The 16,640-nt window shown below is 72.7% G+C and carries 11 protein-coding genes; 1 reads left to right on the top strand and 10 read right to left on the bottom strand.

The window, feature by feature from the left end; translation table 11 throughout:
- Positions 1-51: 51 nt before the first annotated feature.
- From HFP48_RS11340 to HFP48_RS11315, 6 genes are all read right to left on the bottom strand, one after another.
- On the bottom strand, positions 52-4,875 hold the full coding sequence (locus HFP48_RS11340) for an NAD-glutamate dehydrogenase (RefSeq protein ID WP_246872547.1): 4,824 nt from the start codon (positions 4,873-4,875) through the stop codon (positions 52-54).
- A gap of 108 nt (positions 4,876-4,983) precedes the next feature.
- A complete protein-coding gene (locus HFP48_RS11335) occupies positions 4,984-5,400 on the bottom strand; it encodes a thioesterase family protein (RefSeq protein ID WP_168579522.1) in 417 nt (138 codons plus the stop codon).
- Positions 5,393-7,066, bottom strand: a complete 1,674-nt coding sequence (gene ettA, locus HFP48_RS11330) for an energy-dependent translational throttle protein EttA (RefSeq protein ID WP_006930524.1) — start codon at positions 7,064-7,066, stop codon at positions 5,393-5,395. The genes HFP48_RS11335 and ettA overlap by 8 nt, the downstream gene beginning before the upstream one ends.
- Before the next feature lie 81 nt (positions 7,067-7,147).
- On the bottom strand, positions 7,148-8,275 hold the full coding sequence (locus tag HFP48_RS11325; RefSeq protein WP_029543063.1) for a lipase family protein: 1,128 nt from the start codon (positions 8,273-8,275) through the stop codon (positions 7,148-7,150).
- A gap of 78 nt (positions 8,276-8,353) precedes the next feature.
- Positions 8,354-9,418, bottom strand: a complete 1,065-nt coding sequence (locus HFP48_RS11320) for a lipase family protein (RefSeq protein WP_044475560.1) — start codon at positions 9,416-9,418, stop codon at positions 8,354-8,356.
- Between the two features lie 74 nt (positions 9,419-9,492).
- Complete coding sequence (locus tag HFP48_RS11315) at positions 9,493-10,620, bottom strand: lipase family protein (RefSeq protein ID WP_168579521.1); 1,128 nt, start codon at positions 10,618-10,620, stop codon at positions 9,493-9,495.
- A 98-nt stretch (positions 10,621-10,718) separates the two neighbouring features.
- Here HFP48_RS11315 and HFP48_RS11310 point away from each other — a divergent pair, with 98 nt between their 5' ends.
- Positions 10,719-11,552, top strand: coding sequence for a tryptophan-rich sensory protein (locus HFP48_RS11310; RefSeq protein WP_168579520.1), 834 nt, complete (start codon positions 10,719-10,721; stop codon positions 11,550-11,552).
- Here the strand turns inward: HFP48_RS11310 and HFP48_RS11305 are convergent.
- From HFP48_RS11305 to HFP48_RS11290, 4 genes are read right to left on the bottom strand one after another with little or no spacing between them, the layout of a single operon-like run.
- Positions 11,549-13,582, bottom strand: coding sequence for a cytochrome c oxidase assembly protein (locus HFP48_RS11305; RefSeq protein ID WP_029543056.1), 2,034 nt, complete (start codon positions 13,580-13,582; stop codon positions 11,549-11,551). The genes HFP48_RS11310 and HFP48_RS11305 overlap by 4 nt on opposite strands.
- Positions 13,583-13,613: 31 nt before the next feature.
- Positions 13,614-14,834 (bottom strand): VWA domain-containing protein, encoded by a 1,221-nt coding sequence (locus HFP48_RS11300; protein ID WP_072635013.1) that lies wholly within the window; start codon positions 14,832-14,834, stop codon positions 13,614-13,616.
- Entirely contained in the window at positions 14,831-15,700 is an 870-nt protein-coding gene (locus tag HFP48_RS11295) for a MoxR family ATPase (protein WP_065922679.1), read from the bottom strand. The genes HFP48_RS11300 and HFP48_RS11295 overlap by 4 nt, the downstream gene beginning before the upstream one ends.
- Positions 15,701-15,725: 25 nt before the next feature.
- Complete coding sequence (locus HFP48_RS11290) at positions 15,726-16,613, bottom strand: XdhC family protein (protein ID WP_168579519.1); 888 nt, start codon at positions 16,611-16,613, stop codon at positions 15,726-15,728.
- Positions 16,614-16,640: the final 27 nt, after the last annotated feature.

The following is a 16,640-nucleotide window of genomic DNA, read 5'->3' as shown; positions in this document are numbered from 1 at the left end:
TGCGCGGGCCCCGCGGCTCCACGGTGCTCCACCCCGGCGTGCTTCAACTGCCTACCTCCTGTCGGGTGCGCCGGCGCGCACCATGCTCCTGACCTGACGCGCCGCCACGGACAGCGTCGCGAGGTCCAGATTTCCAGACAGGAAGATCTCCTCGAGCGCCGACCTCGCCCGCCCGAGCCGCGAGCCGTTGGTCAGCTCCCAGTCCTCGATCATCTCGCGGGTGCTCTCGCCGGGTTCGGCGGTGCCGAGCACGTCGAGGGTGAGCGTGCGCAGCGAACCGTACAGTTCGTCGCGCAGGGCGAGCCGGGCCAGCGAGTGCCACCGGTCGCCGCGCTCGAGGGCCGTGACCGCGGACAGCAGCCAGTCGATCCCCATGTGCGCGTCCATCGCGTAGTACAGCTCGGCGACCTCGGCCTCGTCGCGTTCGGCGATGTCGGCGATGTCGATGACGTCCAGCAGCGGGAACTGGTCGAGGAGGCGGAACACGTCCCACGTCAGCTCCTCCGGGGCGCCACGCGCGAGCAGCGGCTCGGCGCGTTCCTTCAAGTCCTGTACGTGGTGGCCCTGCATCCACTCCTCCACGCGCGGCGCGAGCCGCGCGAACATCGCGCGGTACCGGCTGATCTCGGCACCGACGGCCAGGGGTTGCGGCCGGTTCGACAGCAGCCACCGCGACGCCCGGTCGAGGACGCGGTGCGATTCGAGCAGCAGGTCGTCGGCGACGGCCGCGGTCGTGTCGGCCGCGCGGATGCGCGCCCACAGGCCGGGCAGGCCGAAGATCTCGGTGACGGCAGCGTAGGCGCGGATGGCGTCGGTGCTCGACGCGCCGGCCTCCTCCGAGAGCCGGTAGACGTAGGTGATCCCGCCGTTGTCGACGGTCTCGTTGGCGAGGATCGTCGCGACGATCTGCCGGCGCAGCGGGTGGGACTTGATGCCGGTGCGGAAGGGTTCGCGCAGTTGCCGCGGGAAGTAGCCGGGCAGCCGGCCGGCGAAGGTGTCGCTGTCGGGCAGGTCGGTGTCGAGCAGGTCGTCGGCGAGTGCGAGCTTGACGTGGGCGAGCAGGGTGGACAGCTCCGGGGAGGTGAGTCCCTCCCCTTCGAGGCGGCGCCGCTCGATCTCGGCGTCGCCGGGCAGTGCCTCGAGGGAACGGTCGAGACCGCGTTCGGCGACGAGGTCGGCGATCAGCCGCTGGTGCACCCCGAGCATCGTGGGCGCGCCGGTGCGGGAGTAGCCGAGCAGATTGTTCTGGGACATGTTGTCCTTCAGAACGATTCGCCCGACCTCCTCGGTCATGGATTCGAGCAGCGGGTTGCGGTCGGTGGACGTGAGGGCGCCGGCGGTGACCATCGAGTCGAGCAGGATCTTGATGTTGACCTCGTGGTCGGAACAGTCGACACCGGCGGAGTTGTCGATCGCGTCGGTGTTGATCTTGCCGCCGGCCCGGGCGTACTCGATGCGGCCGCGCTGGGTGACGCCGAGGTTGCCGCCCTCCCCGACCACCCGGGCGCGGACGGTGGCGCCGTCGACGCGGACCGCGTCGTTGCCCTTGTCGCCGACGTCTGCGTCGGTTTCGGTGGCGGCCTTGATGTAGGTGCCGATCCCCCCGTTCCACAGCAGGTCCACCGGCGCCCGGAGGATGGCGCGGATCAGTTCGGGGGGCGAGAGCTCGGTGACGTCGTCGTCGAGTCCGAGCACGCTACGGGCCTGGGGGCTGAGCGGGACGGACTTGAGCGAGCGCTCCCACACCCCGCCGCCGGTGCTGATCAGGTCCGCGTCGTAGTCGGCCCACGACGAGCGGGGCAGGTCGTACAGGCGGCGCCGCTCGGCGTACGAGGCGGCGGGCTCCGGGTGGGGGTCGAGGAAGATGTGCCGGTGGTCGAACGCGGCCACCAACCGGATGTGGATGCTCAGCAGCATGCCGTTGCCGAACACGTCGCCGCTCATGTCGCCGACGCCGGCGACCGTGAAGTCCTCGCTCTGCGTGTCGACGCCCAGTTCGCGGAAGTGCCGCTTGACGCTCTCCCACGCGCCGCGCGCGGTGATGCCCATCGCCTTGTGGTCGTAGCCGGCCGATCCGCCGGAGGCGAAGGCGTCGCCGAGCCAGAACCCGTACTCGCGGGCGACCTCGTTGGCGAGGTCGGAGAAGGTGGCGGTGCCCTTGTCCGCGGCGACCACGAGGTACGTGTCGTCCCCGTCGCGGCGGACCACCCGCGGTGGCGGCACGGCCACGCCGCGGGCGCGGTCGAGGTTGTCGGTGACGTCGAGCAGGCCCGCGATGAACCGCCGGTAGCAGGCCTCCCCCTGCGCGCGCACCGCCTGCCGGTCGGCGGCCGCGTCCCCGGTCGGCGCGACGGGGCGCTTGACCACGAAGCCCCCCTTGGCACCGACGGGGACGATGACGGCGTTCTTCACGGCCTGGGCCTTGGCGAGCCCGAGGATCTCGGTGCGGAAGTCCTCGCGCCGGTCCGACCAGCGCAGGCCGCCGCGGGCAACGGAGCCGAAGCGCATGTGCACACCCTCGACGTCGGGTGCGTAGACGAACACCTCGAACTTCGGTCGCGGCTGGGGCAGTTCGTTGATGCGGGTCGGGTCGAGCTTGAACGACAGGACCCGGGCGGGCGCGGCGTCGGCGCGCGAGAGCGCGACGGCCCCGTCGTCGCCGGACACGAAGTAGTTGGTGCGCAACGTCGCCCGGATGAGGCCGAAGAGACCGCGCAGGATCCGGTCGGCGTCGAGGCTGACGACGGCGTCGATCCGGCCGACCAGTTCGGCGGCGGCGTCCTGCTCGCGGTCGGCGGACGCCTCGTCGGGGTCGAACATCGCCTCGAACAGTTCGGCGAGCAGCGCGGTGGTGTCCGGGTCGGCGAGCAGCACACCTTCGATGTGGTACTGACTGTAGGGGAAGCCGGCCTGCCGCAGGTACTTCGCGTAGGCGCGCAGCATCATGGCCTGCCGCCAGCCCAGCCCGGCCCGCAGGACCAGTTCGTTGAACCGGTCCGGCTCCGAGAGCCCGTGCCACACGGCGGCGAACGCCGCGGTGACACGGGTGGTCACCCTCGGGTCGGGTTCGAGGTCGACGGGCAGGACCAGGCCGAAATCGTAGATCCAGCAGCTCATCCGGTCGGCGCGGATGATCTGGTACGGGCGCTCGTCGAGCACCTCGACGCCGAGGCTCTGCAGCACCGGCAGCACCTGGCTGAGGGTGATGCCCTCGCTGCCGATGTAGAGCGTGAAGCGCCACCGGCGCGGGTCGGCGCCGGGGGGCCGGTACAGCAGCAGGTCGATGCTGCCGTCGCGCAGTGCCTCGAGGCGGGCGATGTCGGCCAGCGCCCGGACGGCGTCGAAGTCCTCCTTGTAACCGTCGGGGAGCGCCTCCGCGTAGCGCTGCACCAGCACGGGATCGACGGTGTGGTCGGTGGCGGCCAGGTCGGCGAGGTGGTCGTCCCAGCTGCGGCTGGCCTCGGCGAGCAGGGCCTGGATGCGCAGGCGATTCTCCTCGGAGGTGTCGATCCGCGGCAGGGCCTGTCCCGGCGGGGTCCGGATGGTCACGTGCAGCAGCGCCAGGTCGCCCTCCGTGACCCGGGCGGTGTAGTGGATGGAACCCCCGCCGTACTCGCGCATCAGGATCTGCTGCATCGCGACCCGGACCCGTGTGTTGTAGCGGTCGCGGGGCAGGTAGATCAGGCACGAGACGAAGCGGCCGTAGGGGTCGACCCGCAGGAACAGCCGCAGTTGCCGGCGCATCGCGACCACCGCGGTGACGGTCTCGTAGAGGGTGTCGGTGTCGGCGGAGAACAGTTCCACCCGGGGCAGCGCCTGCAGCACCTCGAGCATCGCCTGTCCGGTGAAGGACGACAGTTCCACGCCGGCGCGGGCCACCACCTCCCGGACCCGGCGCGCCAGCACGGGAATGTCGAGCACGTTCTCGTGCAGCGCGGTCACGGCCAGCACACCGAGGAACCGGTGCTCGCCGACGACGCGACCGTCCGGGCCGAGGACGGCGACGCCCACGAAGTACGGGTACACCGAGCGGTGCACCGTGGCAGGCAGGGACGCCTGGGTGAGCACCAGCAGCGGCCGGTCGGTGGCCTCGACGGTCGCCGACATGTCGATCACGTCGTCGGCGGCGAGGTCGGAGCGCAGCACCCCGAGACCACTGCCGGGCACGGCGCGGGCGTGCCGCGTCCCGGATGCGTCGGCGACGATGTCGTAGCGCCGGTAACCGAGGACGGTGTAGTTGCCACGCGCGAGCCAGCGCAGCAGCGCCGACGTCTCCCGCAACTCCTCCGCGGCGTGCCGCGGCGGCGGGTTCTCGGCGAGCGCGTCGAGTTCGACGGCCAGGTCGCGTTCGCGGGCGAGCATCGCGGCGGTGTCGGCCCCGACCTGCCGCACGTCGGCGAGCACACCGCCGATCTCGGTGCCGACGGTGTCGAGGGTGGCCTCGGAGGTGGCCGGGTGCAGCTGGACGTGAATCCACGACTCCGCGACGAAGCCGTGCGGGGGCGTGGTGTCGGCCACCATCTCGAGCAGGCGTCCGTCCTCGTCGCGCCGGACGGACACGACGGGATGGACGAGTTCGCGGATGGCGACGCCGAGCCGGGTCAGCAGCGCGATGACGGATTCGACGAGCAGCGGCATGTCGTCGGTGACGATTTGCAGGGCGGCGCCGACGCCCCACCGATCGCCGGGCCGGTAGACGCGGGTCAGGACGGCGTCGGCACTCCGCTCGCGGCCGAGGTCCAGGTGGGCGGACAGGGCCGGATCGGGGGCGTCGAGGGTGTCCGCGTAGCGGCGGTAGACGTCCTCGAGCGCGGCCGCCGAAAGCTCACCGCGCCGGTTCGACGAAACCCCCTGGGGTGTGGCGGACTCGGCCATGGTGCTCACTCCCTCATTCGCCGCCGGAAACCGGCAGCGCCGCGGACAGGCTCTGGTTCGAGCCTATCCGCGGCGCCGGGTGTGAGGGGGGAATCCCGCGCCGGGTGGTCAGGCGACCGGCGCGGCGACGTACTCCTCGAGAACCGCCCGCTCCTCGGCGGACAGCGGCCGGGAGGTCTCCGTGCGCGGGTCGAACCCGACGAGCACCGCGTCCCCGGAGCCGCACGGATTGCCCTGCACGTCGGTGATCACGTGCCGCAGGGTGTACGAGCTGTTGCCCACGTGCAGGACCGAGATGGCGACGGTGATCGGGCCGGAGTCGTCCTTGAGCGGACGCAGGAACTCCACGTCCATCTTCCGCACCACCACGGCGCCGCGCGCGAACGGGCCGCTCTGCAGGAACTTGATCCGGGCTTCCTGCATGTACTCCACGAACTTCGTGTTGTTCACGTGCCCGAGACGGTCGGAGTCGGCCCAGCGGACCTCCAGCGTGCAGGTGAAGGTCTTCTGCCCCGGCTCAGTCACGGGTGAGCTTCCGGTGGGTGACGCGGTGCGGACGCGCCGCCTCCGCCCCGAGCCGCTCGACCTTGTTGGCCTCGTACGATTCGAAGTTGCCCTCGAACCAGAACCACTTGCCCTCCTCGACGTTGCCTTCCCACGCGAGGATGTGGGTGCAGGTGCGGTCGAGGAACCAGCGGTCGTGGGAGATCACGACGGCGCAGCCGGGGAACTTCTGCAGCGCGTTCTCGAGCGAGCTCAGGGTTTCGACGTCGAGGTCGTTGGTCGGCTCGTCGAGCAGGATCAGGTTGCCGCCCTCCTTGAGGGTCAGTGCCAGGTTCAGGCGGTTGCGCTCACCACCGGAGAGCACCTCGGCCTTCTTCTGCTGGTCCGGGCCCTTGAACCCGAAGGCGCTGACATACGCGCGCGAGGGCATCTCGTTCTGGCCGACCTCGATGTAGTCGAGTCCGTCCGAAACCACTTCCCACACCGTCTTGTTGGGGTCGATGTTCGCGCGGGACTGGTCGACGTAGCTCAGCCTGACGGTGTCGCCGACCTTCACGGTGCCCGAGTCGGGCTTCTCGAGGCCGACGATGGTCTTGAACAGGGTGGTCTTGCCGACACCGTTGGGACCGATCACGCCGACGATGCCGTTGCGCGGCAGCGTGAACGACAGGTCCTTGATCAGCACGCGGCCTTCGAATCCCTTGTCGAGGTGGTCGACCTCGACCACGACGTCGCCCAGGCGCGGCGGTGTCGGGATCTGGATCTCCTCGAAGTCCAGCTTGCGGAACTTCTCGGCCTCGGCGGCCATCTCCTCGTAGCGGGCCAGACGGGCCTTGCTCTTGGTCTGGCGCGCCTTGGCGCCGGACCGGACCCACTCGAGCTCCTCCCGGAGGCGCTTCTGCAGCTTCTGGTCCTTCTTGCCCTGCACCTCGAGGCGCTCGGCCTTCTTCTCCAGGTAGGTGGAGTAGTTGCCCTCGTACGGGTGCAGCTTGCCGCGGTCGACCTCGCAGATCCACTGCGCGACGTGATCGAGGAAGTACCGGTCGTGGGTGACGGCGAGGACGGCGCCCGGGTAGCTCGCGAGGAACTGCTCGAGCCACAGCACCGACTCGGCGTCGAGGTGGTTGGTGGGCTCGTCGAGCAGCAACAGGTCGGGCTTGCTCAGCAGCAGCTTGCACAGGGCGACGCGGCGGCGCTCACCGCCGGAGAGGTGGGTGACCGGCTCGTCCGGCGGCGGGCAGCGCAGGGCATCCATGGCCTGCTCGAGCTGCGAGTCGATGTCCCAGGCGTTGGCGTGGTCGAGTTCCTCCTGGAGCTTGCCCATCTCCTCCATCAGCTCGTCGGAGTAGTCGGTCGCCATCAGCTCGGCGATCTCGTTGAACCGGTCGAGCTTGACCTTGATCTCGCCGAGACCCTCCTCCACGTTGCCGCGGACGGTCTTCTCCTCGTTGAGCGGCGGTTCCTGCAGCAGGATGCCGACGGAGGCTTCCGGGTCGAGGAAGGCCTCGCCGTTGCTGGGCTGGTCCAACCCGGCCATGATCTTGAGGATGGACGACTTGCCCGCGCCGTTCGGTCCGACCACACCGATCTTGGCACCCGGGTAGAAGCTCATGGTGACGTCGTCGAGAATGACCTTGTCACCGTGCGCCTTGCGCACCTTCTTCATCGTGTAAATGAACTCCGCCATAGGTCCAGCGTATCGGGCGGACCCGCAGAACCCACATCCCGGACGACCGGGCCCGCCCGGCGGGACCCGGGAGCGGGCCGGCTACGACCCGAACAGCCGCGCCACGAACGGGGTGGTGTCGGGCAGGGACCGGGTCATGGTCGTGTTGTGCCCGGCCACGTACACCCGGTAGTCGGCGTCGGCGCCCCCCGCCCGCAGGTCGGCTGCGAGTTTGGCCGACAGCGGCGCCGGAACCATCGTGTCGTGGATGCCCTGGGCGAGGAACACCGGCCGGTCGTACCCGCTCGTCGGGACGCCGAGGTAGTCGGCGAACACGGCGGGGAACCGGCCCGCGGACAGCGGCAGCGCCGCCAGCTCACCCACCCGCACCCCGTCGGCGAGCGCGTTCAGCTCGTTGTAGCAGAGCTGTTCGGCCGCGTCGACGAACTTTCGCCCGGTCGGGGTCAGGTAGCTGTTCACGTCCAGGTCGGGCTGGGCGGCGCGGAGCCCGGCGAAGATGTAGGAACTGAAGGCCACCAGACCCTCGAAGCCCGGATCCGGGAATCCGGGTCCGCCCATGGGAAACAGCTGCTCGAGGTTGGACGGCGCCCCGGTGGTGACGGTGCCGCGGAAGTCGAGCTCCGGGGCCCGCGACGAGGCCCGGTGCGCGGTGTGCAGCGCCGCGTGCCCGCCCTGGGACTGGCCGACGACGACCCAGCGCTGCGACAGCGACGGCTCGGCGGCACGGCCCGCGCGCACGATGTCGACGACGCTGTTGGCGGCGCTCTGCCCGTCGAGATACGGGTGGACGCCCTCGGTGCCCAGGCCCGGATAGTCGGCCGCGACGACGGCGTAGCCCTGGGCGAGCCAATGCTCGAGGTACGGACGCTCGAGATCGGACCACGGGTGCCGCGACGGGGCGCAGCCGTCGGCGATGCCGACGGTGCCGTGCGCGTAGGACACCACCGGCCAGCCGCCCGCCGGGGCCGGCCCCGGCGGGAGGAACAGCACGCCGGTGCCGACGGCCGGAGCGCCGGAGCGCCACTCGGTGCGGTAGGTGAGCCGCTCGGCGACCGCGGCACCCGGCACCGACATCTCGGCCGGCAGCGGCTCGACCGACACGATCGCGCCCGGCGCGGGGTCGGCGGCCGCGACGGACGGGGCGAGCACGCCCGCCAGCACCGCGCCGATCGCGCCCAGCGCCCGTCGCCACCGTCTGTTCCGGCCCATGAAGTCCTCCGCTCGTCCGAGGGGCGTGCCGATCGTCGGCATGCGCCACCTCGCACGTCGGTCGCCGGCCGTCCCGCGTTACCGGACGAATCGGGCGGCCACGAACGGTGTCGTGTCCGGGAGCGCGGCGAAGAGGGTGGCGAAGTGGTCGTCCGGATAGGTGCGGTAGTCGACGTCGGCGCCACCGGCCCACAGGTCGGCGACGAGCTTGAACGACAGCGGCGCGGGAACCATCCGGTCCCGCAATCCCTGGCCGACGAACAGCGGCCGGTCGTAACCGCGGGTCGGGACACCGAGGTAGTCGGCGAGCGCGGCCCGCATCCGGTCGTCGCCCAGCGGCCGGGACAGCAACTGCCCCACATCCACGTCGGCGGCGCGGTCCTCGAGATCCCCATAGCAGAGGTACTCGGCGGCGTCGACGAGATCGCGTCCGACGGGCGTGAGGTAGCTGTTCACGTCGAGGTCGGGGCGTGCCGCCCGCAGCCCGGCCATGATGTAGGCGCTGAACGAGACGAGCCCGTCGAGGTCGAGGTCGGGGAAGCCGGGCACCCCGAACGGGAACAGCAGCTCGAGGTTGGACGGCGCACCGGTGGCGACCGCGCCGCGGAAGTCGAGCTCCGGCGCGCGCGCCGTGGCCCGGCGCGCGGTGTGCAGCGCCGCGTGCCCGCCCTGCGACTGGCCGACGACCACCCACCGCTGCGACAGCGACGGCTCGGCGGCCCGGGCGGCGCGGACGACGTCGACGATGCTGTTCGCGGCGGTGGGCCCGTCGAGATACGTGTGCAGGCCCTCGGTACCGAGGCCGGGATAGTCGGCGGCCACCACCGCGTAGCCCTGCGACAGCCAGTGCGCGAGATACCGCCGCTCCCGTTCGATGCGCCGGTTGCGCGACGGCGCACAGTCGTCGCCGATGCCGACGGTGCCGTGCGCCCACGACACGACCGGCCAGCCTCCGTCGGGTGCCTCACCCGGCGGCAGGAACAGCACCCCCGTGCCGACGGCGGCGACGCCGGACCGCCACTGGGTCCGGTAGGTGAGCCGCTCGGCGACCACGGCACCGGGCACGGAGAGTTCGGCCGGCAACGGTTCCACCGACATCACCGCGCCGGGCACGGGTTCGGCGACCGCGACGGCCGGGCACATCACGGCCACCGACGCGCAGGCCGCCCACAGCGACCGGCGCACTCCCCACCTGCTCACGGCGCAACCCCTCTGCTCTACCTGCCGAGCAATGTCGCCGCGAACGGCGTGGTGGCCGGCAGGGCGTCGAACATGGTCTCGGAATGCCCGTTGGGGTAGGTGCGGTAGTCGACGTTCGTGCCCCCGGACCACAGGTCGGCGACGAGCTTGAACGACAGCGGCGCCGGCACGACCTGATCCCGCAGCCCCTGACCGAGGAACAGCGGCCGATCGTAGCCGCGGGTGGGCACCCCCATGTAGTCGGCGAGCGCGGCACGCATGCGGTCGTCGCCGAGCGGGCGGGCGAGGATCTCCCCCACGCCGATGCCGCGGACGCGGTCGCCGAGGTCGGCGTAGCAGAGCCGTTCGGCGTCGTCGACGACGTCCCGCCCGACCGGGGTGAGGTAGCTGTTCACGTCCAGGTCGGGCCGCGCGACCCGCAGGCCGGCCAGGACGTAGGACAGGAACACGGTGGTGCCGTCCAGGCCCAGATCCGGAAAGCCGGGACCGCCGAACGGGAACACCGTCTCGAGGTTCGACGGCGCGCCGGTGGCGATCATGCCGCGGAAGTCGAGTTCCGGCGCCCGCGTCGTGGCCAGGCGCGCGGTGTGCAGGGCGGCGTGACCGCCCTGCGACTGGCCGATCACGATCCACCGGTTCGACAGCGAGGGCTCGGCGGCGCGGGCGGCCCGGACGACGTCGACGACGCTGTTCGCGGCGCTCGGCCCGTCGAGATACGTGTGCAGGCCGTCGCCGCCCAGGCCGGGATAGTCGGAGGCGACCACGGCGTAGCCCTGGGACAACCAGTGCCCGAGGTACGACCGGTCGCGGTCGCTGCGCGGGTTGCGCGACGGGGCGCAGTCGTCGCCGATGCCGACGGTGCCGTGCGCCCACGACACGACCGGCCAGCCGCCCGCGGGGGCCTGGCCGGGCGGCAGGTACAGGACACCCGACGCGGTGGTCTCCGCACCGGACCGCCACTGGGTGTGGAAGGTCAGCCGCTCGGCCGTGGCCGCACCCGGCACCGACAGCGCACCGGGCAGTGACTCGACCGCGACCACCTCGCCGGGCGCGGGCTGCGCGCCGGCCGTCGCGGGCACGACCAGCCCGGCCGCCACGGCGCCGATGCACGCGAGCGCCCGCAGCCGCCACCCCGTACCCCTCATCGCGCTCCTTCCGTCGTCGGTGCCAGGCGCTCAAGTTAACAGCCGAGCCCGAACGGACGGGACGTTTCGGACACGGCGACGCCGGGCATCTTCCGGGGATGACGACTTCCCCGGCGAGCTCGACGCGACCCCAGGCCACCTCCTCCGACCGGCTCCGCGTCGCAGGCGTCGCCGTGTCGGCGATCGCCGCGGTCGCTCTGTCCTTCCTCGGTTCCGGGGCCGTGGTGGGCACACCGATCTCCGAGGTGGCCGACGGGGCACTCTCGGCCGATGCGACGGCGGTGGCGCCAGGCGGTCCGGCGTTCGCGATCTGGTCGGTGATCTACGCGGGTCTGCTGGCGCTGGCGGTGTGGCAGGCGCTGCCCGCGCACCACGCCGATCCCCGCCAGCGGGCGCTCGGCTGGTGGATCGCCGCGTCGATGCTGCTCAACGCCGCGTGGATCCTCGTCGTGCAGCTCGAACTGCTCGCGGTCAGCGTCGCGGTCATCGCCGCGCTGCTGGCCGTGCTGGTCCGGATCTTCCTCGGCCTGACCCGCACCGCGCCGTCGTCCCGCCTCGAGGGCGTCGTCGTGGACGGCACCATGTTCCTGTACCTGGGCTGGGTGGCGGTGGCCACGGTCGCGAACACCGCGGCGGCGCTGCGCGCCGCGGAGGTCGACCCGTTCGCGCTGGGCGCCGACACCTGGGCGGTGCTCGTCCTGGTCGTGGTCGCCGCGGTGTCGGTGCTCCTCGCCGTCGCCGGGCACGGGCGGCTCGCCGTCGCCGCGGCCATGGCGTGGGGGCTGGTGTGGATCGCGGTGGCCCGCAGCGGCGACACCGGCTTCACCTCCACCCCGGCCGCCGTCGCGGCCGGCGGCGCAGCGGCCGTCGCGCTGCTCTCCGCGGTCGGCGTGCGACTGCGCACCGAGACCGCGCGGCGCCGGCGACCCTAGTGGCCCTCGCGGTCCCGCCGCGCCAGCTCGGCGAACATCGCGTTGTGGGCGGCGAGATCGGCGTCGTCGTCCCGCTCGGCGGCGCGGTCCACCCGTCGCGCGGTGCGCTCGTCGCTGCGCGACCACTGCACCAGCAGGGCCAGCATCACCAGCACCAGCGGGATCTCCCCGGCCGACCAGGCGATGCTGCCGCCCACCTTCTGGTCGGCGAACAGGTCGCTGTTCCAGGCCAGGCCGAGACCGCGGTAGTAGGACTCGGCCATCACCGTGCCCATGCTCATCAGGGTCACACCGAAGAACGCGTGGAACGGCAGCGAGCCGAACACCATTGCCAGCTTCGTCACCGGCGTCACGTCGCGCGGCGACGGGTCCACGCCGATCACGACCCAGTAGAACAGGTAGCCGCTCATCAGGAAGTGCAGGTTCATCAGCACGTGCGCGGCGTGACTGTCGGCGTTGGCCTCGAAGATCCCGCCCAGGTACAGCGCGTAGAAGCCGCCGACGAACATCACCGACGCGACGACCGGATGGGTGAAGAACCGCGACGGCGGGCTGTGCAGGAACGCCAGGAGCCATTCACGCGGGCCGGGGTAGCCGTCGCGGCCCGCCGGTTTGAAGGCCCGCAGCGCCAGGGTCATCGCCCCGCCGAGGGCGAGCAGCACGGGCGCCAGCATCGACATCGCCATGTGGGCGCCCATGTGCACGCTGAACATCGCCGGCGAGTACATGCCCACGCCCGACGACGTGGCGACCAGCAGCACGAAGCAGCCGGAGAACCAGGCGATCGACCGGCCGACGGGCCAGCTGTCGCCGCGCCGGCGCAGCGTCCACAGCCCGATCGCGTAGCCGACCGCGAGAACCAGGGCGATCGTGCCGAAGATCAGGTCGAAGCGCCACGCGCCGAAGAAGAGGGTGCCGACCGTCGGGGGGCCGTCCAGGTTGTAGCCCAGCTCCACCTCGAGCAGCGACGGCACCGTCGCCGGCGGGGGCGGCGGGGTACGGCCCAGCCCCACGGCCAGTCCGACGGTGGCGGCCAGGATGACGGCCTCGACGGCCGCGAACCGGACGAGCGCGCCCCGGTCGTCGGGGTTCGCCTCGAGGGCGGGCAGCGCGCGGCGCCGCTGCATCCATCCGAGGACGCCCAGGGCGATCAGCGCCAGCGCCTTGGCCACGATCAGCCGGCCGTAGGTGCTGGTGAGCAACTCGTCGGCCGGCAGCCGCACCGCGGCGTTGACGATGCCGCTCAGGGCCATCACCGCGAAGGCCACCCCGGCGACGAACGAGAACCGGCGGGCGGCGAGGTCGGTGTGCGCGCCGCGGCGCCACCCGTGGGCGAGCAGGGCGAACAGGCCGCCCGCCCACACCGCGGCCGCGACCAGGTGCAGCACCAGGCTGTTGGTGGCCATGTCGTGCGATCCGCCCGACGACGAGTGCCCCGTCAGGGCCAGCGGCATCAGCGTCACCAGGGACAGCAGGAGCAGGTACGGCACCCACGACCAGCGCACCGCGGCGCGGATCAGCACCGCCAGGATCAGGGCGAGCGCCGCCGTCCACGCCCACGCGAGCGCGGTGTCGATCTGCCCGATCGCACCCCACAGGTTCTCCGGCTTCAGCGCCTCGGCCAGCGGCTGCCCGGACGTGTCGGACAGGGTCAGCGGCACCAGCACCGCCGAGCAGAACGCCCAGATCAGGGCGGCGGCGCCCGCGGTGCGCATGGCCCGGTAGCCGTCCACGTCGAGCACCCCGCTGCGCTGCGGCGGCACCAGGAACGCGGCGAAGAACAGCGAACCGACCGCGGCGACGGCCGCGACCTCCGCGATCGCCCGCACCGCGGGCAGCCCGTAGGTGGTGAGCGGACCGGGGTCGGGGATGCCCAGCAGCACCAGCGCCTGCGCGGCGGACAGGCCGACCACGATCGGCGCGACGACCGCGGCGACGAGCCCGAGGAGGACGTACAGTGCCGACGTGTTGCGCCGCCCGGCCGGCGGCGAGGACGTCGGCGCGGCCGACGCGAGCTCGGGTGATGCCATACCTAACAGGGTAGGACCTCGACGAGCGCCGCTACGACGGGCCGTCGGAGACGTGCGCCACCCGGCCGGCGGCCGGGTCGAGATCGAACACCGCGCGCAGGGCGTCGAGGGTGTCGGCCGCCAGCAGGGCGTCGCAGTGCGGCAGCGCCGCCGCCATCGGCCCGGTCTCGGGACGGTACCCGGGCCGGCCGGCCCGCGGGTTGAGCCAGATCAGCCGGTGTGCGCGGCGGCGCACCCGCGCGACGGCCCGGCCGAGGGCCTGCGGATCGTCGCTGTCCCACCCGTCGGAGGCGACGAACACGACGGCGCCGCGCAGCAGGTTGCCGTGGTGGGAGGCGAGCAACGCCTCGAGGCTGCCGGCGATGTGGGTGCCGCCGTAGCGGTCGACGACCGTGTCGTTGGCGCGGGCGACCGCGTGCTCGGCGGAGCGGTGCGCCAGGGTCGCGGTGAGCCGGGTCAGGCTCGTGGAGAACGCGAACACCTCGGCGTCGCCGGCGCGCACCGCGGCCCGCATCAGGTGCAGGTAGATGTCGGCGTAGCCGTGCATGGAACGACTCACGTCGCACAGCACCACGATCCGGCGCGGACGGCGGATCGGGCGGGCGCGGCGCAGGCGCACCAGTTCGAACCCGGTGTGCCGGGACGCGTCGAGGGTGGCGCGCACGTCGAGGCGGCCGTGGTGGTGCGGCGTGCGGCGGCGGCCGAGGCGCCGCGGCCAGCGCACCCGGGCCTGCTCGAGCCACTGTCCCAGGGTGCGCAGGTCCTCGGGCCGCAGGTCGGCGAACGGCTGGTCGGCGCGGATCTCGACGGGGCTCGGGGCCCACGGCCCGGGCCGGACCGTCTCGGGCGGTTCGCCGGACCGGCGCGGCCTGCGGGTGTGCCACGGCACGCCCGGCTGCGGCGCCGCCGGCGCCGGGTTCGGCGCCGCACCCTGCACGACGGCGTCGCCGGCACCGACCGTCCCGTCGGGGCCGGTGCGGCGGGCGTGCGGGTCGACGGCGAGGACCTGGTGGTCGAAGACCTCGGCGAACACGGCGTCGAACGCCGCGAGCGCGTCCTGCCGATCGACGAGGGCCACCCGCGCGGTCCAGTACAGCCGGCTGCGGGTGCGCGGCGGGTACAGCCGCAGCGCCCGCACCAAGGTCGCGGCGGCGGTCGCGGCGACGGGCACGCCGGCGCGGCGCAACCGGTCGGTGAGCGCCACGGTGAACGCGGCGAGGTCGACGCCGCGCAGCAGCAGCGCGGTGCTCACGCCCGGTACTCCTCGTACTCGGCACGGATCGTGGTCCGGTCGTCGGGGGTCTTGGCGAGCGCGGTCAGCGTCGCCACCGCGCCCGGGTGGACCAGATCCCCCACCCCGAGCGCGACGAGCGCGGACACCCAGTCGATGGTCTCGGCGATGCCCGGCGCCTTGTCCAGGTCCAGCCGGCGCACGGAGGCGACGAAGTCGGCAGCCGATTCGACGAGCGCGAGGTTCGCGGCGGGGACGGTGCGGCGCAGGATCGCGACGGCGCGGTCCCGGTCCGGGTAGTCGATCCAGTGGTAGAGGCAGCGCCGGCGCAGCGCGTCGTGCAGGTCGCGGCTGCGGTTGGAGGTGAGCACGACGATCGGGGGCCGCACGGCGGTGAGGGTGCCCAGTTCCGGGATCGTGACGGAGAACTCGCCGAGGAACTCGAGCAGCAGCGCCTCGAACTCGTCGTCGGCCCGGTCGATCTCGTCGATGAGCAGTACCGGCGCGGTGGGGCCGCGGTGCCGCACGCAGCGCAGCACCGGCCGCTCGAGCAGGAACTCCTCGGTGTAGAGATCGGCCTCGCTCAGGCTCTCACCCCGGGTCTCGGCGAGCCGGATCGCGAGCAGTTGCCGCTGGTAGTTCCAGTCGTAGAGGGCCTCGCTCGCGGCGAGGCCCTCGTAGCACTGCAGCCGGATCAGCTCGGTACCCACGGCGGCGGCGAGGGCCTTGGCGGCGGTGGTCTTGCCGACGCCGGGCTCGCCCTCGAGCAGCAGCGGCCGACCGAGCTCCACCGCGAGATACAGGGCGGTGGCGGTGCCCTCGTCGAGCAGGTAGTCCTGGTCGTCGAACCGGCGGATGACATCGTCGACGCCGCCGAACACGCTCATCGGCCGGCTCCCGGGGCCGGTCCCGTCACGAACACGCGGCGTGTTCCTTCTGGTAGGTGCGGCGGCAGCCCGGGCAGCAGAACCACACGTCCGCGCCGGCGTCGGTCAGGTGCGGGGTGTCGGCGGTGACGGTGACGGTCATCCCGCACACGGGGTCCACCGCGGTGTGCGGCGGCGCGGCCGGCGCGACGGGCGCACCGAGGCCCTCGCGGCGGATCGCCTGCACCAGTTCGGCGACGATCGACAGCCCGATCTCCGCGGCGGTGCGCGCACCGATGTCGAGACCCGCGGGGGTGTGCACGCGGGCCCGTTCGTCGGGGCGCACCTCGGCCTGCGCGAGCACGTCGGCGCCGCGCCGCCGGCTGGCGACGAGGCCGACGTAGCCGATGCCGGCGTCGAGGGCGGCCCGGATCATCCCGGCCTCCTCGCCGCCGAGGCTCGCGACGACGACGGCGGTGGCGTCGGCGTCGGGGGCGGCGCCCGGGCCGGGGCGGGTGACGGCGAAGTCGAGCCGCGCGGCGATGTCCGCGACGGCCTCGGCCACCGGCGTCGACCCGGAGACGACGAGGATCGGGGTGGGCAGTTGCGGCTCGAGGAAGATCTCCGTCGCGCCGCCGGACAGGCACGGGTTGACCGCGACGGTCGCCCCCGGAGTGTCCGGGAAGGTCTGGGTCGCGCCGGGCAGGACCCGCAGCAGGATGCTCTCCCCCGTGTTCAGGGCCTGCTGCGCGGCGTCGCGCACCGAGGTCTCGGTGCACTGGCCGCCGACGAAGCCCTCGATCGTGCCGTCGTCGAGCACCAGCGCGCAGTCGCCGGCGCGGGCGGACGTCGGCCGCTGGGCGCGCACCACCGTGGCGCGGACGAACGCCCGTCGCCGGCGGGTCAGTTCCGCGGCGCGCACCGTCAGATCCATGTGGCTCTCCCTGGTTCGGGCCGGTCG

The sequence above is a fragment of the Rhodococcus sp. DMU1 genome (assembly GCF_012272955.1).
GTDB classification, from domain to species: domain Bacteria; phylum Actinomycetota; class Actinomycetes; order Mycobacteriales; family Mycobacteriaceae; genus Rhodococcus; species Rhodococcus aetherivorans.
The sequence above is the reverse complement of the archived record's forward strand: the minus strand, read 5'-3'. Positions and strand labels throughout refer to the sequence as shown.